This is a genomic window from Streptomyces sp. SBT349 (assembly GCF_001083795.1).
GTDB lineage: Bacteria > Actinomycetota > Actinomycetes > Streptomycetales > Streptomycetaceae > Streptomyces.
This window is the reverse complement of the sequence record NZ_LAVK01000012.1, coordinates 23,383-48,221: the sequence shown is the minus strand read 5'-3', so window position 1 is coordinate 48,221 and position 24,839 is coordinate 23,383. Positions and strand designations below refer to the sequence as shown.

Sequence of the window (24,839 nt, the reverse complement as noted above, 5' to 3'; positions counted from 1 at the left end):
GGTCCGGGTCGGGGGCGGACGGGAGGTGACGCGGCGGGAAGAGCATGGTGCCGGGGAGAAGCACGCGCACGGCGTTCAGGCCGTGGCGGGGCGGCAGGTCGATGACGGCCGGCTCGGCTCCGTATCGCCGGTGGCAGGCGGCGACGAGTTCCTCCAGCGTCCGGGCGCCCGTGTGGAGCGTGCCGGGCTCGGTGGTCCGGGCGGCGATGAACTCCGCCTGCCGCCGGGAGCCGTGGTACGCCCCCATCCCCCGGTCTCGGACGCACGTTTGCAGCCGGCGTCCGGAGCTGCGGTTGCGCAGCGCCACGCGGACGGCGACCGCTTCGCCGAAGGCGTGCCGCCAGGCGCTGGCCGTGTCGGGGCGTGCGGCGGCGCCGAAGGTGGCGCCGGTCCCGTCCGCGCGGGCGAGCCAGGCGACCACGATCTCCACCCGGCTGCCCGGTACGCGCACCGCCCGGGTCTGAAGCCCCTGGCGTTCGAGGACGTCCGCCGTGGCGGGTCCCAGTACCTGGGAGGCGAGAGGCGTGAGGTCTTCGAAGCGGATCCGGCCGGTGCGCCAGCCGGTGCGCAGGGTGTCGCGTTCGAGGATCTCCCGAAGGGCGGCGGCGGTCGCCGCTTCCCGGGTGGACCCGGCCGCGGTGCCGTTGGAGGTCTGGACGCAGTAGGTTGCCGGGCGTCCCGGCGGGTCCCAGCCCATCAGGACGCACTCGGCAGGCACCGCCACCCGCGAACCGCTGACTATGCCGCGGGCGGTGGTCCACGCGGCTGGCTCCGGTACCGGGCCGTCGTGCTCGGGACACATCCAAGCTAGGTCCCACGCGGCGGGCGCGGCGGGCGCGGCCGGGAGAAGGGGGAGCGCGTTCTTCGCGTCGAGCAGGCTGCGGCGTTCGGCGTGCTCCCCTGCGGCGCGCAGCCGGGCCTGCTCGGCGGAGAAGTCCGCCGCGCCGCCACTGACGCCGTCGGCGTCGGAAGGTGTCCAGGCCAGAGTGAGCAGACCGCCGAGGACGGGCACGGAGCGGGTGGAAGGTGACCTGCTGTCGAGGGTGTTCATGACCTCGCCTGAGGTGTGGGGCCGGAAGCGGGCGGGGTGGGGCGGAGGGCCGAGACCCGGGCGCCGGTGTCGTCGTCGGGCGCGTGCCCGACGACGACACCGGCCTCATCGCCGCCGATGACTGGGCTGGCAGCAGCGGCTCAGGTGAGCTCCGGCCGAGCTCAGTAGGCCATGTCGATGAGGACGTCGAACTCCTCGACGTCCTCGCCGGCCTCGCCGAGGTCCCAGGTGATCTCTTCCTCGATGTGCTCCATGACAGCTCCTCGCTGCTGGTGGGTGAATCGGACGAAGATCACTGTGCCGACCCCTCGCACCGGGGAGTCCCCGCGCCCGCACGGCGCCGTCACCGCGGCGTCATCACGCCCGGATCGGTCGCCTTGCGCGCAATGACGGCCCGATGACGCGCAGATGCGACCGCGCGACAGGCTCTGCAACCAGCACCTCGCGGCACCGGCAGGAGGTTTTCGAGGCAATGACGGCATCACCACCCGCACCAGCCCCCGAGAGTAGAGCTGGCCCACCGGGCGCAGCGCCGGGTCTCGGCCGCAACTTCTGGCTGCTGTGGTCCGGTTGGTCCGTCTCAAGTCTCGGCAACGGGATCACGCTGGCCGCCCTGCCCCTGCTGGCTGCTTCCCTGACCGACAGTCCGCTGCGGATCGCGCTGGTCAGCGCCGCGTCAACGCTCCCCTGGACACTGCTGGCGCTCATCGGCGGCGCCCTGGCCGACCGCTGGGACCGTCGGGCCGCGCTGTGGATCTGCGATGCCGTGCGGTTCGGGCTGCTGGCCCTGCTGGCCGTACTGGTGATGTGTGACGCAATCACCATCCCGCTGCTGATGGTCACCGGCTTCCTGATCACCAGCGTGGACACCGTCTTCGACAGCGCCCGGCAGTCGATCATGCCGATGCTCCTCTCCCGGGACCCCGAGCGGCTGCGGACCGCCAACAGCCGCCTCACCAGCGCCAACATCGTCGCGCTGCGGTTCCTGGGCCCGCCGCTCGGCGGCCTGCTGCACTCGATACGCGCCGCCGTGCCCTTTATCGTCGACGCGGCCTCGTTCCTCGTCAGCTCGGTGCTGCTGCGCCGGCTGCGGGGGGAATTCACCGCACACCGGCCCGAGGGCCGCAGGTCGATGCGCCGGGAGATCGCCGAGGGGGTGCGCTGGCTGGCAGGGCACCGGACGCTGCTCACCGTGACCCTGCTGACCGGCGCCCGCAACCTGATCGCGCTCGCGCAGACCGCCATCCTGGTGCTCTTCGCCAAGGAAATCCTCGGCGTCACCGGCGCCGGGTTCGGACTGCTGCTCGCCTGCGGCGCGGCCGGAAGCCTGCTGGCGACCCTGACCGCGACGTCCCTCAGCCGCCGGCTGGGCACCGCGGGAGCCATCCACCTGTCCATGGCACTCGCCACCGCCAGCGGGCTGATCGTCGGGCTGACCGGCATCACCGCGGTGGTGGGCGTGGCGCTGGCCGTGAGCGGGTTCTCGGTCGTGATGTGGAACATCACCACCGTCTCGCTGCGGCAGACGCTGGTGCCGGACGGCCTCGCCGGAAGGGTCAACGGCGCGCACCGGCTGGTCACGTTCGGCGTGATGCCGCTCGGGGCGCTGGGCGGCGGTGTTTTCACGGACCTGCTCGGCCTGCGCGCTCCCTTCCTCTACGGCGGGCTGCTCATGCTCCTCCTCACCCTGCTGGCCCTCCCGCTGCTGGGCCAAGCGACCGTGCGGGCCGCTGAAGCCACGGCCGCCGCTGAGCCGGAGGCACCGGAAATCAAGAACGCTCGATGAACTGGAGAAGTACTCATGACAGTTGACTCCCACGGGACTACCGCCGCCTCCGCGGAGGCCACCGTTCCCGAGCCTGTCAGGACGGGACGGAGCATCCGCGCGCCCCGGCAGGAGGTGTGGGACGCCTGGTTCATCGAGGAACGACTGCGGGCTTGGCTGCCCTGCGACGAGACCAGGATGTCCGACCAGCCCGGGAGCACGTTCCGCTGGGAGTTCCGCAGCGGATTCCATACCCCCCACATCCACCACGGCACGGTGCGCGAGGTGAACCCGGGCGTGGCCGCCACGCTGGACTGGCACGTGGTCAGCAGCGACGCCCCCACTCGCTTCACGCTGCGGGTCACACAGCAGGCCCCGGATCGCACGCTGCTGGAGCTGACCCACTCCGGGTTCGCCACCACGCCCTACGCCCACGCCGAGCGAGACGGCTTCGACCACCACTGGCCGCACCTGCTCGACGCGGTCCAGGCCCATCTGGAGGGAACACCGCTGGAGATCGACCGGCGGGTGTCGCTCGGCATCTGTCCGCTCGGCGCGCTGCCGGACTCCGGCCTGTGGATCAAGGACATCGTCATCGGGTCCGCCGCCGAGGAACTCGGCATGGCCGCCGGGGACCGGGTGCTGTCCATCGACAACCACGTGATGCGCACCATGGAGGACTTCCACTCCTGGCTCGACGCCGCTGAGCCGCACCGGCACGCCGGCTTCGTGATGGCCGACGGCCGGAAACTGGAGATGATGCTCAGGCCGCTGCCGTCCCGGACGTCATGAGCCGCCGGTGGGGGCCCCCGCTCCCGGAACGCCACGCGCACTGCGCCGGGCTGCCCGACCCCTTCGCCCGGCCGCAGCTCGACCACCATGCGCCGTCGTTCGCGCTCACCCCGCAGGGCCCGGTGGTCAGCAGCGACGCCTGGTCACAGCGGCGCCTGGCCATACTGCGCGGTCACACATGGCAGCCGGTCACGGCCGACGGCTGGCACCGCGAACCGCGGTGGGCGGGCGGACAGCTGTTCACCCTGGCCCACGGCCGCAGTGAACAGTCCGCCACCGGCCTGGCCGGCGCTCTCCCCCCCGGCCCACCCACCAGCGACTGGCTTCAGCCGGTGACCGAGGGCCTCCGGCTCGGCGAGGTCCACTGCTGGGACGGCAGCCGCCCGCTGCGGCCAAAGCGACCGGCCACTGCCATGGCCCTCGATCCCCGCGGCGAACCGGTCCACGCCCAGTGGCAGGAGACAGGGCCAGGCATCCTCCACTGGGGCCAGGTGCGGATCGCCCTCCCTCCGGGCGCCCGCGTCCAGGACCTGGCCGTCTCCGACGACAGTCGGCTCTGCGTCATCTCCCTGCGCAGCGGACAGCACCTTCGCACCCTATGCCTCACCCGCCAGGGGAAAACGGTTGGCCCACCGACGAGCCTGCCGGTGACCGGCCACGCGGTATGGGTCTCCCCCAGCACGGTGGCCCTGCTGGTCAGCACATGGCCGTCCGTCCACCCGACGCTGTGGAACCCGCACACCGGAAGCATCCAGACGCTCAACCGGGACCGCGTCGGGGTCGCCGAGACCCTCGGCGCAGCCGACGACGGGCAACTCGCCTTCAGCTGGACCACCCCCGACACGCCCCGACACCTGCGCCGGGCCGCCACCGACGCCCCGGACCCGCCCCCGGAACGCCGAGCCAAAGCCAGCACGACCCGGCAGGAGACGATCCAGGGCCACCAGGGACCGTTGCCCTGCCTGGTCCAGGACCCGCCGGCCGAGCCCCGCGGCACTGTGGTGCTCTTCCACGGCGGCCCCAACGGGGCGCACTACGCCACCTGGTCCGCGCTGGGCGAGTCCCTGACCGCCGCCGGATGGCGAGTCGTGCGCCCCAACCTGCAAGGCAGCCGGATCCTCGACACCACGCTCGCCCCGGGACCCCCCAGCCGATACGGCGCCGAAGACGTCGACGACGCCTGCCTGGTCACCATCCGGCTCGGCCGCGGCACGCTCGTCGTCGCCGGGCACAGCTACGGCGGCTACATCGCCTCCCGCGTCGCGCAACGCCTGCCCGTAGTCCGCGGCGCCGTCCTCATCAGCGGCTTCCTGCGCATCACCGACCTCAAGGAGAGCCCGGAGAAACAGGTCGGGGACTTTCTCCACTCCCCCCGCGTGGACCCCACGCTCGACCCCCCACACATGCCGCGCACCCCCCACTTCGTCATCCACGGCGACCGCGACACCCGCATCCCCGTAGCGGCGATGCGCCGCCGCTCCGAACACCTGCCAGCAGGGTCCGAATACGTCGAACTCCCCGGCGAACCCCACGGCCTGACCAGCGACACCGCCGCGCGAGCGGCCATCCCCCGCCTCTTCACATGGCTCGACAAGCGGTGAGGACCAGGAAATGGGAACGTGTATAGGCGTGCGACCGCACGCCCATACACCAGACGAAGCTGTGCGTGCTCTCAGGCAAAACTGACGATGGACCCGTGCAGCCGACTCAACCGGTCCCCAGGCGCGATACCGAGTTCGTCCCTGAGAGTCCGGTAGACCTGCTGGTACACAGCCAGCGCCTCCGCGGTACGCCCCAGCCGCCACAGCGCCGTGATGTACGACTCCTGCACACGCTCGTCCAGGGGATCCTCATGTGCCAGCGGCAGCAACTCCTCCAGCGCCTCGCCGACCAGCCCAAGATCGAGCTGACGCTCGGCGAGCAGCAACCGGGCCTCCTTGTGCATGGCCTCCAGCCGCTGGGCCTGCCCCTCAAGCTGACCGACGGCTATCCCCCCCAGAGCCGGGCCCCTCCAGTACGACAACCCACGCCGCAGGTGCGCGACGGCCTTCGCATGCTCACCCGCCACCTGCGCCGCGCGTGCAGCGGCCAGTTCCTTCTCGAAGCAGAACATGTCCACCGCCCCCTCCGGCACCTGCAAGCGGTACCCCGGGCTCTGCGAGACCAGCGCACCGTCCGGCAGCCCGGCACGTTCCAGTCGGCGACGCAGCGAGCCAGCACAGTTCTGCACCTGCTTGACCGCGGTGGTGGGCGGCTCCTCGTCCCACACGAAATCCACCAGCCGCAGCAGGGGCACCAGCCGACCGTGGAACACCAGTAACGTGCCCAGAATGCGCTGCTCTCGCACGCCTTCCAGGACGAACTCCCCCGCAGGGTTGGCGACACGGATGGGTCCCAGAATGCCAAATTGCACTATCAACAGATCAATATCCTCACTGCGTTCATCATGACCACCGCCCACCGCGGCAAGCGCGGGCCAGTCGCCGGGCCCCCGGAGCAGCGAGCACCGACCACGTCGCGGACCTCCGACACATCCGGAAGACGGCCCGCGATCAGCCCTGCACCCGGGCTCGTCACGGCGCCGCCCGCCCCGGTGGGTGCCTCACCGCTCTCGGCATCGCTGCCGGGCAGCACACCGTCCGGGCGGCAGCGGGGACCCCCCAACAACACCTTCCTGTCCGGATCGGTGAACAGCACCGTGGCGACCATCCAGAGGAGGCGGCGGCGCGAGAGGCCGCGTACTCCGCCGGCCGCATCAGGCGGAAGGCGTCCCGGCCCCCGGGGTTCATCGCTGCCGGAGTCGTCATCGCCGCTCCTCCACGCAGAACCGCAGTACGGCCAGGGACTTGTCGTCGGCAGGCTTGTAGCGGGGCCACCGTTTGCCGTCCGGGTCGCCGGACTCGGCCGCCCGGATCATCTGAACGACGCGCGCCGGGCCGCGATCACGGCACAGCTCGGCGAACTCGGCCCAGGACTCGATCAGCCGGTACTCGTCGACAACGGCGCTCACCCCGTCGGTCATCGCCAGGACCTCCGCCAGGTCGCTGACCGGCCAAGACCGCGTGACGGCATGGCGCGCTGCCTCCGGAACGGCCTCGGCTATCCAGTAGGCGCCCTCGACCTCACGGTTGACGTGCCGCATCTGGTGATCCCGGAGCTGCCGGAGCAGTTCCCGGTGCTCGGCGGCCTGGAAGCCGCCGCCGTTCCGCAGCCGGTCCCGGTAGCGCGCATGGGCAGCGTGGGCGCCGACCAGTCCGGCCAGGCGGTCGTCCCGTACCTCCTCGACGGTGCCACTGGTCCTGATCGCGATGACCGGGCTGTCGCCGAGGGTCAGCGCGTCGACCTGGTGGTCGTGGAGGCGCACGATCGAGACGGTGGCGGCCGGGGAGGCGCCCGGCCTGAGGCCGGAGAGGTCGGCCACCGAGGCGATGGCGTCCTCCAGCATGGACCGCAGGCCGGCGCCGGGGGTGGCGCTGAGCGCCACCGCGAGGCGTCTGCCGAGGGTCTGGGCGTACCAGCCGCCCCGTGGATCCTGGCCGTCATGAACGGTCGAGACGCCATCCAAGACGATCACCGCTCGCGGAGTTCGGAAGATTCGGTCCTCGGACGGGCTCGCCCCGCCGGACAGTTCACCAGTCGTCAAGGACAGAACTGCGCTGGTCATGTAGGTGTCTCTCCGGAGTATCACGATGGTCACGTAGCGAGCGTCAGGGCCCGTTGCAGTCGGGCACGGCTGAGCCGGGCCGCGACCAGGGCATGGTCGGATACGTCACCTACCTCGTCACTGTCGTCGACATCCAGACTGATCAGGCACCGGGCGACATCCGGGGTAGCGAACATACGGTCGATGCGTTGCAGCGATCCCTGGTCGGTCCGTCGCAGGCTGGCAGTGGGCTTCAGCGCCTCCGGCAGATCCAGTTTGTTCGACGCGTACCAGCCGAGTTCCTCGTAGGCAACGTGGCCGCCGGGCTTGACGCCTGCCAGGATCCGATCCACTTCGGTGGAGGACACGCGTTCGCTGCCGCGCCAGATGGTGCGCTGCTCGTAGAGGATCGGATCCTGCACGAGCTTCCAGTCGGGCAGCGCAACGGGCTCGGGTCGGTGCGGATAGTCGTTGGTATCTCCTCCGATGAGCGCACTGCGGCCCTGGGCGGCGAGAAACAGCAGCCGACGCGCCTCCCCGAAGCGGGTGTCCGGGTCGTAGCTGCACAGATGCAGCGAGGCCAGCGACAAGGGTTTCGATGTGCCCTTGAGCTTGATGACCGGGTTGCAGATGGGGTGCCAGCCGTTGGTGACGTGCTCGTACTCATGCTGGATCTCGAAGGTGTTCGGGCAGACCAAGACGCCGGTCGGGTTGGGCGACTCCGGCGTGGCCGGCGCGAGGGACGGAAAGAGCCCGAGCGCGTTCGCTTCCATCCACAGTGGGCCGCGGCCGTCGTCTGCGGCACCAGTGAGCTCCTGGCGCAGCACGAGATTTGCTCCGTACCGGGCCATGATCTCGACTCGGGCCATGCCGGCTCGCGCATTACCCGGATCGCGTCGGTCGCGTTCGTTGTGCTCCACGTTCCAGCACAGCACCACAATCTCGTCATCCACAGCATGCATGGAGCCTGTCCTCACAACCAGGGGATGGCACGGGGCGGCACAGGAGCGTCCGAGTCACGTCTTGTGCACGGCGCTGCTGCGCGGATCGGGACGGTTCGCAAGTCGGCGACGGCGCGGCTGGCCGGCGGGTGCCGTGTGCGCGGCCCGCGCGGAATACCGCCGCCGCGGGGGTGTGCAGCAGGACGGGGGGGTTACCGGGCGCGGCGGCCATCGGGTCTGACGGTGATGGGTAGGTGGGACCAGCCGCGGAGGATGTTGTTGAGCGCGCGTTGTGGCTGACCTTGGGGTTCCAGGCGCGTGCAGCGGGCGGCCAGTGCGTCGATGACGGCGGCGGCCTGGAGTTCGGCCAGGTGGTTCCCCGCGCAGGTGTGGGCTCCCTCGCCGAGAGCGAGGTGCTGGTGGGCGTCCGGACGCCGGATGGTGAAGGCGTCCGGGTCCTTCCACCTGCGGGTGTCGCGTCCGGTGGAGCCATACAACAGCCAGACCTGCTGGCCGGCCTCGATGGTGGTGCCGCCTATGACGGTGTTGCGCGTGACGCGGCGGCCGAAGCCCTGGATCGGGGCGTCCAGTCTGAGGGTCTCGTGGAAGACGTTCTCCGGGGTGACGCGGCGCTCGCGGCGGTAGGCGCGGAGCATCGTGAACTGGTCGGGGTGGGTGGCCAGCAGATATATCGCGCTGGTGATGGCAAGTTGGGTGGTGTCCATGCTGGCCGCGGTGTAGGCGGACATCAGCGGGACGGCTTCGTTCTCCCCGATCTCGCCGGCGTCGACGGCGTCGAAGACGTCGTGCATCCAGGAGCCTGGCCGCACCGTGTCTCGTGTGACCTGCTGGGTGAGGAATTCGATCATGGCGGCTGCGGCCGGTGCGGCGTCCAGGTACCGCTGGTTGGACGGGCCGAACATGTCGAAGGTGGGCGCGGCACCGGCGAGCACCTGCTCGCGGGTGTCTTCGGGCAGGCCCATCAGGTGCATGACGTTGTCGGCGACGAACCGTTCGGCCAGGTCGGTCGCGGCGTCGAACGTGCCGTGCTCGACGAGTTCGGCCACCAGGCGGTCGGCGCGCAGGCGTATCTGGTCGGTGAGCCGGCGGATCGCGGGACGTCCGAGCTGTTTTCCCAGGATCCTGCGGAGCCGGAGATGGTCCTGGCCGTCGGAGGCGAGGACGGTTCCGCCGAGGATGAGACGGTTGGTGTCGTCGGTCAGAGCGATGCCGTCGACGGAGGAGAAGGTGACGGGGTCGCGGAGCGTGGCGCGTACGTCCTGGTAGCGGGGCAGTGCCCAGACGTTGTGCCGTTTCAGGTAGACCGCCGCGCCCTTCTCGCGCAGCTCCTCGTAGATGGGGTAGGGGTCGGTGAGTACCGGATCGCTGAACAGGTCGATGGTGCTGCTGGCGGCGGGCGGCATCCTGTGGTCCTTTCCGTGGCTCAGGCGGGGGTGGGCTGGCGGCGCAGGCGGTACTCGATCAGTTCGATCAGGGCGGCGGTGCTGGACTGCTCGTCCCTCGCGTCGAGCCGGATGAGCGGGATCTCGGGTCGCAGGCCCAAGGCGTCGCGCATGTCGCCGGAGGAGTACTCGGGTGCGTCGTCGAAGCGGTTGACGGCCAGAACGAAGGGGATGCCGCGTTCCTCGAAGAAGTCGAGGCTGGGGAAGCAGTCGCGCAGTCGGCGGGTGTCGGCCAGCACGATGGCACCGATCGCGCCGCGGGCGAGGTTGTCCCACATGAACCCGAAGCGCTTCTGTCCGGGCGTGCCGAACAGGTAGAGCACCACGTCGTCGTCGATGGTGCGGCGGCCGAAGTCCAGCGCGACGGTCGTGGTCGTCTTCGAGCCGGTGTGGGAGGTGTCATCGGTGGCGGCACTGAGGGTGGTCATGGGCGCCTCGGTGGAAAGCGGCCGGATCTCACTGGTACTGCGGACGAAGGTGGTCTTACCGACCCCGAATCCGCCGGCCACCACGATCTTCACCGACCGCAGAGCACTAGTTGGCATGCTTCTCCCCTTCCTCGTCGGCCTCTTGTGCCACATCGCACCGCAGGCTCTCCCGGAGCTTCGCTGCGACGCGTTCCATCAGGGCGTGGGTGACGGTGGTGTCGGGACCCATGTCGTAGGGGGCGCGGGTGGCCACCTGGCCGCGGCGGTGCAGCTCGTCGACCAGGAGGGTGACCACCCCCAGCGGCAGATCCATCCCGGAGGCGAGTTCCGCGACGGCGCGAGGTGCGCGGCACAGCCCTAGCAGTTCACTGTGCTGCGCGGTGAGCGGGCCGTGTGTTCCACCGGTCTGGGCGGTGACCTGGGTATCGGGCCGCAGGTCACCGTCCAGGGCCTGGACCCGGCCGCCGGTGGCGGCATACGGCCGCGAACGACGGCCCGAGCCAGGCGGCATCTGGCTCACGGCGAGCCCTCCTCCGGAGCCTGATACCTGCTGGCGGACAGCCTGCGCGCGGCGTCCAGTTGGCCGCCCAGCTGCCCGGCGAGCAGGGAGAGCTGATAGCCGAGGGCTCCTACGTCCGCTCCCTTGTTGGCGCTCAGGGCCAGGTAGCTGTTCGCGCCTGCCCGGCCGAGCACGAGCCAGCCGTCCTCTCCTTCGATGAGGGTGCGCAGCGCGGCTCCGGCACGGTCCTGGCGGGCGGCCTCGTCGGCCAGGGTGGCCATGCCGGAGACGATCGCGGCCCGGTGCTCGGCCACCTCCTCCCGCTTGGTCACCGGCCCGGCATGCTCAAGGCCGGTCCAGTACAGGAGCAGTCCGTCCACGCTGACGATCACGGCGCTGTGCACGCCGGCGGTCTCGGCGACGCGCTTGTCCAGCAGCTTTTGGATCTCGGGGTTGTGCCTCACTGGTCGTCTTCTTCCGTCGTTTCATGGTGGGGGACCTCACCGGCGCGGGCCCCCTGGTGAAAGGCCCCCAGGCGGCACCGACCTGTTCGGGCGACATGCCGTCCGCTGCCACACGGCCGGACGAGGATGGGGAGGGCTGGGTAACCGCCCGCGCCGGGGCGGCGCGCGGGGTGCGCCGCGGCAGCGCCGGCGCTCCCGGGTCGGTCCGCTCCGGCAGCGCCGCGGCATGGCGCGGCGCCACCGGCATACGCAGCTCCGGCTGTGGTGGGGTCGGCTCGGTTCCCGAGCGGCGGGGAAGCGGGGGCGCCGACACGCCAGCGTCAGCGGCGACAGGGGGGTGGGACAACGGCGGGACCGGCCCTGGCGCGGCAGCAGGCACCGCACTGTTAGGCACGACGCGCGACGGCGAGGAGGCACTGTCTCCCCGATGCTTGACGTCATCCGTCAGCAGCACCACCGCGGTCGTGCCGTTGTAGACCGAGGGCCGCAGTTCCACCCGCATCCGGTGCCGGCATGCGTACTGGCTCACCACGAACAGCCCGAGTCTGCCGTCCTTGTGGGCCATGGCCTCGAAGCTCGATGACTTGGCCAGCGCGTCATTCACTTCTGCGTACTGGGCGGCCGGCATGCCCCACCCGAGGTCCTCGATCTCCAGGGCAATGCCGTGCACAGCGGTCCGGCTGGTCACGGTGACGTCGTCGTTGGAGTTGGCCAGCGCGTTGTCGAGCAACGCCGCGATCATGTGGATGACGGAGTTGACCTTGTCCGGCGCCACCAGGAATCCGGCGGCGATCCGGTTGTTGATCCGCTGGGGTTGTCCGGTCTCCACCGCCGCGTCGTTGACCAGATCGAGCAACGCCTTCGGCTCGGTGTACGGCTCTTGGCGGCCGGTCCCGGTCAGAGCGGCCAGGTTCTCCTGGTGCCGGCGAGTCGCCACCACTGGGCCGTCGAGCTCGATCAGCTCCTCGACCAGCCCCGGGTGCTTCTCGTGCTTCTTCATCAGCCGGTGCAGCAGATCAAGCGACCGCGACACCAGGCCCAGCGTTCGCGCGGTCGTGGAGGACACGAACACGTTGAAGCCCCGACGGTCCGCGGCCTGGCGGGCCGCCTGTTCCACGGCGGTCCGCTGCGCAACCACCAGGGCACGCTGCACGTGTCCGAACTCGTCGACGACCCGCGGATCGGGGAACTCCAGCTGCGGATCGACCCGCTCGCCGTTCATCAGCCGCTCGACCACCGCCGGCAGCCGCCGCGTGCCCTCCTCGGTCTGGAGCCGCACCTCACGTAGGCGCGCGGCGATGGACACGATGAGCCACACGATCAGCCCGGCGATGACGACCACAGCCCCCAGACCGCCGAAGAACTGCCACAGCGCCTGCGCGCGAACCTCATCCGCGCGCTGGTATCCGTGGGCCAACAGACCCTGCGTCCGGGAAAGGTTCAGCCTGCCGATCCGCTCGGCGACCTCCGCATAGGCCGCGTCCCACGTCTCCAACTCCGCTGGCAGTTCCTCGAGGGAGCCGTCGGGCTGGCTCGTCGGCGCGGAGATGAGTGCGAGTTCGACGCGCTCCTTCGTCTCCCACGCCTCACTGGCGAGGATCCGCTCGTACGTCTCCCCGTCCTGCGCCGGGAGGTAGGGGGCGATCCACCGCTCATACATGACCCGCTGGGACCCGTAGGCCGCGGCGAAGTCCTCGCGATGCTCAGCGCTCATGCCGCCTGCGGCGCGCGCCTGAGCGATCAGCGCCGCCTCCTGCGCCAGCCCTTCACTCGCCCAGAACAGGCCGACCAGCGGCCTGGTCTCCAGGGTCAACTCGGGGTCGTCCATTGCCGAGAGCGCCTGGTAGAACTCGATCAGGCGAGCGAGCAGATCCGTGTAATAGCCCGTGATCTCATCCGGATCACCGCTGCGGGCATCCGCCTGACGGCGAACGTCATCGAGGCCGTCGAGCTCGTCGTAGACCCGCTCGACGTACTCCCACTTGTGCCGATGCTCAACCTGCAGCTCCGAGCCGGACAAGTGCGTGAAACTGTCGATGCCCTGATCCGTCCGCCCCCGCTGCTCTTCCAGCGCGGCACGAACCTCCGAGGTCGGATCCACGAGGTAAGCGGCCGTCAGCGTGCGCTCCACCTGGGCGCCGGTGAACAGGCCCAAGGACGCCTCGCCACCCAGCTCGCCCGTCCTGGAATCGTTGTGGAGACTCCGCTGCTGTCCCCAGTCCCGCGACGCGTTGACAGCGACCAGCACGACCAGCGCAGTGATCGCCATCACCGCGACCGCCAGAAGGCGTGAGCGCACGGTCAAGAAGCGATCCCACCAACTACTGACTCGGGGCTCGGGTGTCGATGTCGCGGTCATGGATCCTCAGACGGTCGTTGCTGACGCGGACGGAATAGAGGGGAGGCCGCCGGGGCGCGTCCCGTACCGTTCCCGACGGGGGCAGTAACGGTCCGGGAACGTTCGCCGCACACCCGGCGGCCGGTCCAAGAGAGAAAACGCACCTGCTCTTCCCTTGATCACGTTCTGTGGCCACGCCTGCCCTCCAGACCGACCTCGGTACGGCTGTCGGTCTGAGCCCGATGAGGCAATGCGTCGCTTCGCAGGCATTACGGTGGCTCAGATTCGGTGGCACCGATACGCCACACTGTGGCCAGATCGTGGCCACTTTCCTGGCGGGCCCAGCGGTCAAGCGGCGAAACCGGGACACTCCGGGTCAGACGATTCGCTTGATGAGCCGCTCGGGGAGAGTTGAACCGCCTTCGACGGCGCCTTCTTGGCAAAGTCCGAAAAAGCGCTACTGCCGCCGTGCTTCGGGGACGGCGATATCGCCAACGGGCCGCTGTCGTGCGACTGGATATGATCGGCGGTCGACCTTCGTTCATTTTCGGCTGGTGGACCGGGCCTCGTGCGTCGCGGCGGTCATGAGGACGGCCTGCAGCACGATGGGATGGCTGTATGGGTGCTCGGTGTCTTCGGGGCCTCGTATCCATCGGTATTCACTGGGGGACGGCGCTCCCAGGCTGAGCTCCGACAGAAGGAGTTCGTCGTGCGCATGGCGGTGGTAGCGGGTACCGGGCGGCCAGGCCGACCACTCCTCGGGCAGGTCCACATCGTCGCCGGCGTGTGCGCCGGAGCCGAGTTCCAGCAGCCACCACCAGCCGACCGTGGTGGCGACGACCCACCCGGCCCAGGGTGTGTCGGGCAACCGGTCGCGGGCGTATTCCCCCAGGCGGGGGGTGACAAGCACAGCGTCGAAGACGTCAGGAAAGTCTGGGAAGGTACGTGATGGCAGATCCGTCATCTCTTGCTGGGAAGAGGCAGCGCGTAGGTACGCGCGTTCGGTGAGCAGGGCCATGGGCGGGCCTCGCTTTCGGCGGGAGTCGTGGAGGAGCGGGATTCGCCGTCTGCCTGGATCAGGGGCGGGCAGAGGTCGCGTGAAGCGGAAGGTGGCGCCATTTGTGCTGCATGCTGTGGCCCCCGGGACGGGATGGTTGGGGGGCGGGGCTCGGCACGAGTGGCAAGAACACATGGCCGCCAGCGTTATCGGTTTGCCGTGGCACCGATACGCCACACAGCGGCCACATGTTGGCCACTTCCACACTCGGGCACAATCGTTCGACTTTTCTCAGCTGGACTGATGCGCGAGCGGCAGAGGCCCGCGACGAAAGTGGCCGTGTTCTGGCCGTGATATGGCGTATCGGTGCCACGCCTCCGCCCGCCACTGTAGGGAGCGGACCGGCAACGGTCCGAGCCACAGGCGTTCCGGAGCATGAGGAGACGAAGGTGCCCCCCACCACGGAGCTGGTCCCTGGCACAGAACTGGGCGAACTAGTTGATCACGCCGACGTCGACCTCCGGGCCCAGATCGCCCCCGGGCAGGTTGCCCGCAGCCTGGTGCGCCGGACACTGAAGGGCTGGGCGGATGTGGAGCGGATCGACAACGCGGTCCTGGTCGCCAGCGAACTGATCGGCAACGCCGCCCTGCACGGCGGAGGACCGATCCGCATGACCCTCGATGTCTACACCCGGGGCGCTGTGGTTGCCGTCCTCGACCACAGCACCGATTTCGCGGCCGTATCGATGCCTCCTTCCAGCACAGGAAGCGACCACGCCGACGGCATTGGCCCCGACACCAACGCGCCGCACGGGCGCGGCTTGTTTCTCATCACCCACCTGGCCACGGCCTGGACGGTGAAGAGAGAAGCACAAGGCAAAGCCGTGGTGGCCATCTTCTCCCTGCCCGACGGCGGTCAGCGGTGACGGGGCTTCCCGAACTCGCGTCACGCCACCTGGGACGCGGAATACTCGCGCATCCAGTAGGCGTGAGCTGCTCAGTCACCGGCATGCCTGGACGAAACTCTGGGGCCCCGGGGGCCACGGACGACAGGCGCGTCTTGCGCGGGCTGCGACGCGCGGCCGAGTTCGGTGCGAATTTTCTTGACACCTCGGACTTTTACGGAGGCGGGTATGCTGAGCGCCTTATCGGCCGGTTCCTGCGGGACTACCCGGATGAGCACTTCCGGATCAGCAGCAAAGTCGGCCTCCTGAGAGGCTCTGCACCCCATCCGTATGCCGGTCGCCATATCCATCACCAGCTTGAGCAAAGCCTGGAGAACCTCTACGTGGAGCGCCTGGACGTGTTCACACTGGAGTCGCTCGACTTCGGGCCAGGTGATCGATACCTCGGTGGGGCAATCGACCAGCTCCACACGCTGCGGAAACTGGGGGCCATCCGGGCAATCGGCATGCGCGGCCCCGAAGCCGACTACGACACACCACGCGAACAGCGGGCCGCCGCGGCAGCCCGGTTCCTGTTCCTCTTCCGGCTGATCAAGCCCGACGTGGTGTGGCTGCGGTACCACGCACTCACCCCTGCGCTGACGATCGAGGGAGAGGACTTCTTCTCCTTCATGGCGCACCGGGAGGTGAGCCTGGTACTGGCGGACCCGCTGGCGCGGGGGCTACTCACCGGGAAGGGCGCTGCCCCCCGCCGGTCCGGGCGCACCTCCGGGCCGGCGTTGCGGTCCGGCATCATCTCCAGCGGCCTGGAGCTCCTGAGAGAGCGATTCGGCCACGCTCCAGGAGCGCTGACGCAGCTGGCCGTGCGCAGCTGTCTGCGGAAGGCCGACAACAGCGTGGTGGTCTGCGACATCGCGGGTGCGGAGGATGTCGAGGAGATCTACAACAGCCAAGGCACCGAGCCCACGGACGCCGACTTGGCCCTCGCCGACCAGTTCTATGCCGACATCCGCAGCGGTCTTGAGCGCGAGGCGCAGTCAGTGCATGAGGTCCGGGCCTGAGGAAGGCGAGCGCAGTCCCCCTGCTGACGCGGTTGACATCGGTGCGGGCGTCATGCGCCTCTTGGAGAACGACGTCGGCCACGCGACGCCCGCACCTGGGGCAGCGTTGGGCTTCCTGTTCGTGATCGTGCCCGGCCGGGGCTTGGGACGGCTGTCTCCTCCTGCAATCCCAGTGGACCCTCCCGGTGGATCTGCCGCCCCCCGCCTCCGCTGGGGCCGCGAGGGCGAACCGAAGCGCCTCGCCTGCCGCGACTACCGCGAACTACCCACCACCGCACACCGCAGCTCAGCGGCCCGATGGTGCTGGCATGGGACAATCTCGTGTGGCCACCACCGTCACCCGCGGCACGTGCGGGTGCCTGAGTTTCGATTGCATCGCTGACTGTGCCGACTGCGAGTGCTCCACGGAGACCTCCGCAGGGACGCGAACACAAAGGTGTCCCCTGCATAGTTGGTATGCACCGAGGCCGACGCCGTGGCCCTCCGTGGGAGCCGCCTGGACGGTGTTCATCTCCGCCCAGTCACGAGGGGAAGTACGCTCAGGATGCGACCCGAGGATGCAGCGGTATACCGGACGATCCGAGAGTGGATCGCGACGGGCAGGCTAGCTCCGGGGGAGAAGCTACCTTCGGAGCGGACGCTGATGGAGCAACTGGACATCGGTCGAACACCCCTTCGCCAGATCTTGGCGCGGCTGGTCTCTGAAGAACGCCTCCAAGCCCGGGGAGAGGGCTCCTATCAGGTTCCTACTCGGTCGCCGAGCCACAGGGAAGTAGACGTCGCACCTCCGGAGAACCTCACGCCGTGGCGGGTTAATGGCGAGCGACCGTTGTACGAGAATCGATGGGTAACGCTCTCCCTGGTCGACGTTGAACCGCCGGGCCGAGAGCGGTTCGAACATCACGTCGTTCGCCTCCACCACGTCGCCGTGGCGGCTGTCGTTGACGATGACGACCGCGTGCTCATGCTCTGGCGCTACCGTTTCGTACCCCAGCGGTGGGGCTGGGAACTGCCGGGTGGAATCGTTGAGTCAGGGGAAGACGCCCGCGGGACAGCGTTCCGCGAAGTCGAAGAGGAAACCGGCTGGCGACCGCACGATCTCGAGCATGTCGTCACCTATCAGCCAATGATCGGCATGGTGGACTCACCTCACGCGATCTACGTTGGTCGCGGGGCACAGCACGTCGGCGACCCGACCGACACCGAGGAAGCCGGACACGTTGCGTGGGTACAGCTTGCCGACGTGCCGGGTCTCATGGCCCGCGGTGAGCTGATGGGTTCGGGAACGCTCGTTGCGCTACTGCACATTCTCGCCATGCGCCGCGAGACGTGTTCTACAACTTTCTTGTGAGATGTTCGATGCGGCGGCGGTATCGCACTGATCCGGTCCGGCTGGCAACGAGGCGCGCTTCGCGCAGATGCTCGCGCGCTTGGCCATGCTCCTCGCGTGCCAGATGGGCCGTGGCCAGATCGACGCGAAGGCCCGACGACGCGCGGACGAATGTGGGATCCATGGAGTCCAGGGCCTCGTACAGACTGCTGACCGCATCATCCTCGCCAAGCAGCGCCAGGACGTGGCCACGCCATCGGCCCAGGTGCTCACCGTTGAGGAAGATGCTCAGCATGTCCGGGTCGCGCGCTTCGTCTCCTTCAGGGAGGTGCGCGGCGGCCAGGTCGAGAGCACGTCGGCAGTCATCACGCTTTTCGGCTCTGGCGCACAGTTCAGCTTCCGCGGCGAACAGCCAGGCGCGTAGCCGCACTGACATCTGCGCGTTGCCTGCTCGTTGGGCGCCACGAATCAGTTCGAGAGCTGTCTCCGGGCGTCCTGCTTCGCATAGGACATACGCCTGCTCGGCCATGGCATGCGCCAGGTACATCGGGGCGTCCGCCTCCTGAGCAGCCTTCTTGCCCAGCTCGTACTGTCTCCAGGCCAGTTGAACCGCGCCGACATCGAGCGCTTGCCAGGCCGCCAAGGTGGCCGCGCCGGCAAGCGCCAGGGCCACGGGGCGACGGGTCTGCGGAAGTACCGTGAACGTGAGCGCTTCCTCCAGGGTGGCCAGGTGCCCGGTCATCTGTTCAACGAGCCCGGCAGCACCCAGCTGCCGGTCCATCGTGCGCAACAACTCGGTCTGGTCCATGAACGTCTTGACCATCGTCAGGCTGATGGTCCGAGCTGAGTCGATGCAGGACAGCAGTTCGTCGTAGCCATCCGCCGGCCCGAGCGCAACCGGGGTGGGTCGCTGGTCGAAGGGTTCATCGTCTGTGGCGTGAAGGTTCGCCGTGGAGCCACCGTTGGGCATGTGCCGGCGGGCGTACCCATCAGTCTCGCGAGCCAGCCGCTCTGGTGACCGCCCCCGGGGCGTGCGCTCGGCAACGGGTCCTCTGCTGACTTCTTCCTGTCGCTCATTCTTCGTGCTTGGCGCATGCACGGTCTGGAAGAGAAAGGCCACGGGCTCACCGAAAAGATGTTCCAGGATGCGGCGGGTATCGGCCCAGGGCAGTCCTTGCAACTCGCCTCGCTTCCAGCGGTCGAAGCTGCGCCGGGAGACGATCACATCCCGCAGGGCCCTCTCCCCGGTGAGGTCAGCCAGCTCACGAGCCGCTCGGGAGAAGTGCAGGCTGAAGGTCTGCACCGTCGTCCAGCCACGCTCCTCGATCAGTCGGCGGAAGAGGGTTTCCCGGATCACCGCCACCTCCGTGGTCCTTCCGTTCAGTCTTCGTCGAACGCCAGCAGCGGCACGTTGTACAGGTCCGTGCGTCTGGGACGGGTGAGTTGCGGCTCGACGACCTTCACGACGCGTTCAGTCGCCGGTGCCTCCGGTCGCCAGGGGCAGGTGCGTGTTCACGGCCCGTGCTTCCTCTGCCAGATCCGGGAGCTCGGTGACCGCGATGCCGTTCGCCCGCAGCATCGCCACACCGACGCAGTTGGTCACGAACAGGCTCGGCTCCCGCCAGGCGATCACCACCCGGGGAATCCCGGACTGGAGGATGAGTTCAGAGCACGTGTGGGGTCGCGACCTGCGCTGTGTGCAGGGCTCCAGCGTGCTGTAGAGGGTCGCTCGGGGCAGCTGGGGATCGTCTGCAGCGACCTTGGAGAGGGCGGACTCTTCGGCGTGGACATGTTCGTCCGTCTCGCGGGAGTAGCCCGCGGCGAGGGGGCGCCCGTCTGCCACGATGACGGCCCCGACGGAGAAGGCGCTCCGGCTAGGCGGACATGCATGGGAGAGGTCGATGGCGTAGCGCATCCACCGCCGGTCGTCGGTACTGCCGGTGCCGGTCACAGGCTCTCCTGCTTGGGAAGGTAACGCATCAGCACGACGTCGCCGACCGCTCGGACCTCGGCAAGGCGCATGCGGCGCTTGGGCCCACCCGGATAGTTTCCCGGGCCCAGGAACCGCGGCGCTGCCGGATCCCCTACCACCAGTGGGGCGATGGCCAGATGGATCTCATCTGCCAGCCCCTGGGCGAGGAACGCTGTGTGGATCTGCCCTCCCCCTTCCACCATCAGGCGGCGGATGCCGCGGTGCCCCAGATCGTCCAGGAGCACAGGGAAGTCGATCTCAGGTCCCACCGAGATGACCTCGGCCAAGCCGGCCAGGCGCTGCTTCAGTTTCTCCTCGCTGGCATCGGTCGTGTAGGCGATCTTCGCTCCCCCGTGGTGCCAGAACTTCAGATGGGGGTCGAGATCGCCGGTTGCCGTGATCGTCACCTTCAGCGGGTACTCCGGCTTCCCCGCTGCCCGCCGGGCGGCGCGGCGCTCCTCGTTATTCACAAGCAGGCGTGGGTTGTCCGCCCGCATGGTGCCAGCGCCGATGAGGATCGCGTCGGACTCGGCGCGGACCTGGTCCACGCGGTCGAAGTCTTTGCTGTTGCTGAGCAACAGCCGGTCGGTCGTGGTGTCATCGATATAGCCGTCTATCGATGTCGCCACGCTCAACAGCACGTGCGGACGCGACATGGTGTTCTTCCCCCTGTTTCAGGCGTGAGTCAACGCGGACTCGTTGAGGGCGTCCCTGAACTGGGCGGCAGCGGGCACCGTACCCCAGTAGGCAAGTCTCCGGTCCAGCTCGGTCAGCTCCGAGGCAATGCGGTCCGAACCGGTCTCGATGCCGATGCTCAGTACTTGCAAGCCGACCTGAGCGGCTTGCTCGGGTTCTCCTGCATGCGCGTGCGCGACGGCTGCGCGGGCGAGATAGACACCGCGGTCCCGGTGGTAGGTGGCCGGAAGCCGCTGGACCGCGTGGTGGAAGCGTTCGGCGGCCCCGGTGTGGTCACCGAGGTGGGCGAGGCTGCGTGCCCGCTGTGCCTCGATATAGGCGTCATCGAGCCACGGCCCCAGCGGCATGGGGTCAGGGTCTATCTGCACGCACAATTGGTGAGCTTGGTCGTAGGCACGCTCGGCGGCTAGGGCGTCGCCGCGTAAGGCGTGGCCGTGTGCGGCGTAGGTGCTCGCGACGGCCGCCAGTCTGCTGCCGGGGGCGGCCATGTGCTCGGCAGCCTCGGCCATGGCGACGGCTTCGTTGTGGTCTCCCATGTCGCCAGCGAGTTGGCTGCGCCGGGCGAGGACGAAGACGGTGATCTCCCGGTCATCCGCCATGTGCGACGTCTCCAGCGCCATTCCCATCCAGTGCTGGGCCGTGCGGAGGTCCCCCATGTCCTGGAATAGCCAGCCGCACAGTTCCATGTACCGGGTCTGCAGGCGTAGGAGCCTGCGAAGGTCAACGCCTCGCCGGTCCTTCCGCAGCATCCTGATCGCAGCGAGGTGCTGCTGGGCGATGGCGATGACGCGGTGGGGGCCAAAGAGGTTGTCGTTGTCGATCAGCACCCGGAGCGTGGCCTGGAGCTGCTCGATGGGATCCGGAGAGGAGAGGATGCTGGCCGCATGCGCACCCGCGGGCGTCTCGCTTCTGGCCGCGCCGCTGAACGCGCCGACTCCCAGTGCGCCAAGGATATCTCTTCGGGACAAGGACACGAAGGCGATCCTTCCGTCGCTGGTGCGCACAGGGACAGAGATGCTCCCCTCCGACGGTAGTTGTGTGCCCGCTCCGGCCGTGAAACCTACCTGGCCGGTGCCTGCTTCCGCTTCACGTTGCTCGACACTCGTATCTTGCTCGCGCATGGACCGGAAGAGAGCGGCCACAGGGACTCCGAAGAGATGTTCCAGGATGCGGCGGGTATCGGCCCAGGGCAGTCCTTGCAGCTCGCCTCGCTTCCAGCGGTCGAAGCTGCGCCGGGAGACGATCACATCCCCCAGGGACCTTTCCCCGGTGAGGTCAGCCAGCTCACGAGCGGCTCGGGAGAAGTGCAGGCTGAAGGTCTGCACCGTCGTCCAGTCGCGTTCCTCGATCAGTCGGCGGAAGAGTGTTTCCCGGATCACCGCCACTTCCGTGGTCCTTCCGTTCAGTCTTCGTCGAACGCCAGCAGCGGCACGTTGTACAGGTCCGTGCGTCTGGGACGGATCAGATTGGGCTTGACGATCTCTACAACGACGAGCTCGTTGATGAACTGGACGGTGCCCTTAAGCAGGTGGCTGGTGCGCCCGTGGGCCTGGTCTCCTTTGAGGCCGGCGCTGAGGTGGATGTGCGGAGCCACGGAGTCGTTGTCCGGATCCCAGGCTAGGGTGCCGCTGCCGCATGCTTCCAAGAACTCCACTTGCACCGAATCCCACAGCGGTGCGTCGGGGTTCTCCAGCGGGCCGCAGGTGCCGACGAGGCGGGCGGAGCGGAAGCCGCCGAGCAAGACCGGAATGTAGCCGGAACGGATGCCGTGTTCGGCGCAGAATTGCCCGAGCGCGGGGAAGAAGTCCTCTCCCTCGTCGAAGGCCACGACGAATTCCCTGCCTTTGACGACCTGTGTCGCGCGCATACAGCCCCTCCTGTCCTTGTCGAGACGGCTTCTTCAGCCGCGGTGGTCAAAGGCGGCCGTGATGGCCGCACGGTCGGATCCGGCCCGGAGATGGGCCAGGAGGAGAAGGCGTGCCTTGTACGGGTCGAGCCGGCCGCCACTGATCAGCCCGCGGTCCAGGAGGTCACGCTCGGACCCGTCGAACGCGTAGGTGGCGGACAGGATGCTGCCCGCGCCGGTGCGGGAGACCAGCACAACCGGGATACGGGTGGCCAGGTTCTCCAGCGGCTTCACCCAGCTGGCCGGCACGTGACCGGCTCCGAATGCGGCGATGACGGCTCCGTCGACGCATTCCTCCAATCCGTCGAGCAGAGCGCCGTCACTGCCGAGGGCGGCCGTGAGAACTTCTACCCTGGCCGGCCGGGCAAGCGGCAGCTGGATACCCGGATGGCGCGGAAGCGAGAAGTGCAAGCGAGGAACACCTTCGACAACGCTTCCGAGCGGGCCGGTTCCTGGGGAGGCGAACGCTGCGGTGCTGAGGCTGTGGACTTTCCGGACGTGGCGTGCGGCGTGAATCTCGTCGGCCATGACCACGAGCGCGCCGAGGTCCCGCGCCGCGGGGGATGCAGCCGTTTGTACGGCGGCGAGGAGGTTCGCGGGGCCGTCGGCGCCCGGAGACTGTGGAGGGCGCATCGCGCCAGTCAGAACGGCCGGTGCCCGACCGTGGTAGTAGAGGTCCACGGCGAAGGCGGTTTCTTCCAGAGTGTCCGTGCCTTGCGTGACGACCATGCCGGTCACCCCAGCTGTCGCCGCGTGGTTGAGCCGCTCGGCCAGATCCGCGACATCCTCAAGTGTGAGGGACGCACCCGGCACCGTCCGGACGTCCTCGACCTGAAGGATCGCCTCACGCTCCAGACCCGGCACCGCGGCGATGAGCTCAGCCCCGGTGAGGCGCGGCTGCACGCCGGCGTCGTCGAGACCTGAGCGAGTCATGGCGATGGTGCCACCGAGCGAGAGGACAAGGACGTTCCCGGGCTCTCGGGAAGTAGCAGAGGTCACGGATTCGCCTTTCTGGGGAGCGGAGGTGGTCGACTGGCCGCGCGAAGCTGGGGACGGGCGTAGCGGCCGGCTCATCGGCGCGGGGCCAGGGAGCCGAGGAAGCGCAGAACAGCGTCCAGAGCGTCAACGCTGATGAGACGGCTGCGTGGCCGGATGATCCCGGCGACTCCGCAGTCACCGAGGTCGCGGCATCGCGGAATCAACCACGGCCAGTCCAGGCGGAGGTAGTCGGCCAGGAGTCTCAGCCGGGTCTCCGGCTCCGGCCCGGCCATGACGCTGCGGTTGCTCGCGTCGGTGAAGGCATCCCGGTACGTGCGCAGATCAGGACTGCTTGTTGTGGTGTCGACCTGCCAGAGTGCATCTGTGCGAACCCAGTTCGCCACGACGGCGCTCTGGCCCGGCACGAGCGCAAACCCGTCCATGGAGGTGTACTCCGGCTGCGTTGTCACACGGACGTGGATGCCGAGCATCTCCATCAGCGAGATGGCCAGGAACAGCAGGATCCGCTCGTACGGACTGGCGCCTTGCACCTCGTTCTCTGGAATGCAGAACACGCGGGAGAGCGGCCTCGCTGCGTGGGCGTACCGGTCCGCCAGGCTCTTGAGGTAGGCGATCTTGTGGCCAAAGAACAACCAGAGTGCGGCCTCCTCCCCCGTACGTTCCCTCGTCCAGAACACCGGAGGCTCCGCAGCCCTGTCCAGGCGGCGATGAATGTGCCGTGCGCAAAAGGCCGACCCGAGCCACCTGGCACCGACGGAGGTGAGGGTGGGCTGGGACAACTGGCTGACCGCTGAGCGTGGCAGTGACAAGTAGGTGTCCAGGACTTGCTGCTCGGCGTCCAGCGTCTGATCGTCGGCGAGTAACCCGTCATCGAGTTGCACGAGGGACCAGAGGATTCCGTAGGTGAGGTCGTCCAGCACGTACGCGGCTGGCAGAGCCAGGGTGCCGTCTCCTGCAGTGGGCGCGGACAACGCCCGTCGTGCGTTTGCCGAGTCGATGACGAAGAGGCGCAGGTCGTCATCATGGCCTTCGTCGACCCCCACCAGCAGGCCGCGCCGAGCGGGCCGAAGGAACCCCCTCAGCGACGTGACATGCTCCGTCCGAAGGGTGACGCCCTCGCCGTTGCGGGACACGGGGAGGAACTGAACGGCAGCGGTGGTGCCGTCCAGCACCTCCCGGCCCAGCCACTCCCAGGAGTCAGCAACATCATCAGCGGCCGACAGGAACAACCGGGAGGTCGGCCAGCGGCGACTGATAGCGAGCGATGCCTGCACCCCACCGCGGTCATGGGGGGCCATCTTTGCACTCATGACATCGGGTGCCGGGCTGAACAGCTCATTGAGAGGAAAGCCGAGCAGGGCTTCTAGGACGCGGCCCGTGTCCTTCCACGGACGCCCGTACCAGTTCCCGCAGAACCACCGGTCAAAGGTCTTCCGGCCCACCGTGACATGTGCCAGCCGGGGGTTGGCCGTCTCCTCCGCCAGCGCGCGGGCTCGCGCCTCGAAATGAGGGCAGAAGATCGCCCAGGTATCCCAGCGCCGTTCCAGAAGCAGGAGCCGGAACAGTGTGGGGCGGGCCATCGGCACTCC

23 protein-coding genes are annotated in these 24,839 nt (G+C 68.7%); 6 read left to right on the top strand and 17 right to left on the bottom strand.

The features are described 5' to 3' along the window. Nucleotides 1-1,051, bottom strand: a 1,051-nt coding sequence (locus tag ADY01_RS03040) for a YcaO-like family protein (protein ID WP_049564995.1), incomplete at its 3' end; no start/stop codon positions are given. Between the two features lie 472 nt (nt 1,052-1,523). Between ADY01_RS03040 and ADY01_RS03035 the strand changes: the two genes are divergently transcribed. From ADY01_RS03035 to ADY01_RS03025, 3 genes are read left to right on the top strand one after another with little or no spacing between them, the layout of a single operon-like run. After that, a complete protein-coding gene (locus tag ADY01_RS03035) occupies nt 1,524-2,837 on the top strand; it encodes an MFS transporter (RefSeq protein ID WP_063784098.1) in 1,314 nt (437 codons plus the stop codon). 15 nt (nt 2,838-2,852) lie between these two features. Continuing rightward, nucleotides 2,853-3,608, top strand: a complete 756-nt coding sequence (locus ADY01_RS03030) for an SRPBCC domain-containing protein (protein ID WP_078899947.1) — start codon at nt 2,853-2,855, stop codon at nt 3,606-3,608. After that, a complete protein-coding gene (locus ADY01_RS03025; RefSeq protein ID WP_049564989.1) occupies nt 3,605-5,209 on the top strand; it encodes an alpha/beta hydrolase in 1,605 nt (534 codons plus the stop codon). The genes ADY01_RS03030 and ADY01_RS03025 overlap by 4 nt, the downstream gene beginning before the upstream one ends. 71 nt (nt 5,210-5,280) lie before the next feature. Here the strand turns inward: ADY01_RS03025 and ADY01_RS03020 are convergent, their stop codons facing one another. The 9 genes from ADY01_RS03020 to ADY01_RS02975 form a co-directional block, all read right to left on the bottom strand. After that, on the bottom strand, nt 5,281-6,069 hold the full coding sequence (locus tag ADY01_RS03020) for an AfsR/SARP family transcriptional regulator (protein WP_107081618.1): 789 nt from the start codon (nt 6,067-6,069) through the stop codon (nt 5,281-5,283). A 342-nt stretch (nt 6,070-6,411) separates the two neighbouring features. Next, complete coding sequence (locus tag ADY01_RS03010; protein ID WP_234320034.1) at nt 6,412-7,182, bottom strand: protein phosphatase 2C domain-containing protein; 771 nt, start codon at nt 7,180-7,182, stop codon at nt 6,412-6,414. Nucleotides 7,183-7,301: 119 nt separating this feature from the next. Next, nucleotides 7,302-8,204, bottom strand: coding sequence for an endonuclease/exonuclease/phosphatase family protein (locus ADY01_RS03005; protein WP_049565006.1), 903 nt, complete (start codon nt 8,202-8,204; stop codon nt 7,302-7,304). A 200-nt stretch (nt 8,205-8,404) separates the two neighbouring features. Next, nucleotides 8,405-9,616, bottom strand: a complete 1,212-nt coding sequence (locus ADY01_RS03000; protein ID WP_049564983.1) for a cytochrome P450 — start codon at nt 9,614-9,616, stop codon at nt 8,405-8,407. A gap of 20 nt (nt 9,617-9,636) precedes the next feature. Further along, nucleotides 9,637-10,200, bottom strand: a complete 564-nt coding sequence (locus ADY01_RS02995; protein ID WP_049564981.1) for a GTP-binding protein — start codon at nt 10,198-10,200, stop codon at nt 9,637-9,639. After that, entirely contained in the window at nt 10,190-10,594 is a 405-nt protein-coding gene (locus tag ADY01_RS02990; RefSeq protein ID WP_049565003.1) for a DUF742 domain-containing protein, read from the bottom strand. The genes ADY01_RS02995 and ADY01_RS02990 overlap by 11 nt, the downstream gene beginning before the upstream one ends. Nucleotides 10,595-10,599: 5 nt before the next feature. After that, complete coding sequence (locus ADY01_RS02985) at nt 10,600-10,974, bottom strand: roadblock/LC7 domain-containing protein (RefSeq protein ID WP_234320035.1); 375 nt, start codon at nt 10,972-10,974, stop codon at nt 10,600-10,602. Further along, nucleotides 10,928-13,405 carry an ATP-binding protein gene (locus ADY01_RS02980; RefSeq protein WP_049564977.1) on the bottom strand — a complete coding sequence of 826 codons (2,478 nt, stop codon included), beginning with the start codon at nt 13,403-13,405 and terminating at the stop codon, nt 10,928-10,930. The genes ADY01_RS02985 and ADY01_RS02980 overlap by 47 nt, the downstream gene beginning before the upstream one ends. A 520-nt stretch (nt 13,406-13,925) precedes the next feature. Next, nucleotides 13,926-14,402 carry a hypothetical protein gene (locus ADY01_RS02975; RefSeq protein ID WP_049564975.1) on the bottom strand — a complete coding sequence of 159 codons (477 nt, stop codon included), beginning with the start codon at nt 14,400-14,402 and terminating at the stop codon, nt 13,926-13,928. Nucleotides 14,403-14,830: 428 nt separating this feature from the next. Here ADY01_RS02975 and ADY01_RS38820 point away from each other — a divergent pair, with 428 nt between their 5' ends. From ADY01_RS38820 to ADY01_RS36525, 3 genes are all read left to right on the top strand, one after another. Continuing rightward, nucleotides 14,831-15,307 (top strand): ATP-binding protein, encoded by a 477-nt coding sequence (locus ADY01_RS38820; RefSeq protein WP_049564971.1) that lies wholly within the window; start codon nt 14,831-14,833, stop codon nt 15,305-15,307. Beyond that, a complete protein-coding gene (locus ADY01_RS02965; protein ID WP_049564968.1) occupies nt 15,304-16,347 on the top strand; it encodes an aldo/keto reductase in 1,044 nt (347 codons plus the stop codon). Before ADY01_RS38820 ends, ADY01_RS02965 begins: the two co-directional genes overlap by 4 nt. A 544-nt stretch (nt 16,348-16,891) precedes the next feature. Further along, the gene (locus ADY01_RS36525) at nt 16,892-17,698 is read left to right on the top strand and encodes an NUDIX domain-containing protein (protein ID WP_078899942.1); all 807 of its coding nucleotides are present in this window, start codon (nt 16,892-16,894) and stop codon (nt 17,696-17,698) included. On the opposite strand, the gene ADY01_RS02955 is transcribed toward ADY01_RS36525, so the two are convergent. From ADY01_RS02955 to ADY01_RS02925, 7 genes are all read right to left on the bottom strand, one after another. Then, a complete protein-coding gene (locus tag ADY01_RS02955) occupies nt 17,682-18,647 on the bottom strand; it encodes a hypothetical protein (RefSeq protein ID WP_049565001.1) in 966 nt (321 codons plus the stop codon). The genes ADY01_RS36525 and ADY01_RS02955 overlap by 17 nt on opposite strands. Nucleotides 18,648-19,148: 501 nt before the next feature. Next, nucleotides 19,149-19,628, bottom strand: a complete 480-nt coding sequence (locus tag ADY01_RS41470; RefSeq protein ID WP_324612887.1) for a deaminase — start codon at nt 19,626-19,628, stop codon at nt 19,149-19,151. After that, nucleotides 19,625-20,305 carry a RibD family protein gene (locus tag ADY01_RS41465; RefSeq protein WP_049564964.1) on the bottom strand — a complete coding sequence of 227 codons (681 nt, stop codon included), beginning with the start codon at nt 20,303-20,305 and terminating at the stop codon, nt 19,625-19,627. The genes ADY01_RS41470 and ADY01_RS41465 overlap by 4 nt, the downstream gene beginning before the upstream one ends. A gap of 18 nt (nt 20,306-20,323) precedes the next feature. Further along, the gene (locus ADY01_RS36520; protein ID WP_049564963.1) at nt 20,324-21,730 is read right to left on the bottom strand and encodes a hypothetical protein; all 1,407 of its coding nucleotides are present in this window, start codon (nt 21,728-21,730) and stop codon (nt 20,324-20,326) included. A 17-nt stretch (nt 21,731-21,747) separates the two neighbouring features. Beyond that, nucleotides 21,748-22,212, bottom strand: coding sequence for a PPC domain-containing DNA-binding protein (locus ADY01_RS02935; protein WP_049564962.1), 465 nt, complete (start codon nt 22,210-22,212; stop codon nt 21,748-21,750). A gap of 33 nt (nt 22,213-22,245) precedes the next feature. Next, complete coding sequence (locus tag ADY01_RS02930; RefSeq protein WP_053170441.1) at nt 22,246-23,250, bottom strand: asparaginase; 1,005 nt, start codon at nt 23,248-23,250, stop codon at nt 22,246-22,248. A 71-nt stretch (nt 23,251-23,321) separates the two neighbouring features. Further along, the gene (locus tag ADY01_RS02925) at nt 23,322-24,830 is read right to left on the bottom strand and encodes a hypothetical protein (protein WP_049564958.1); all 1,509 of its coding nucleotides are present in this window, start codon (nt 24,828-24,830) and stop codon (nt 23,322-23,324) included. Between the last annotated feature and the right edge of the window lie 9 nt (nt 24,831-24,839).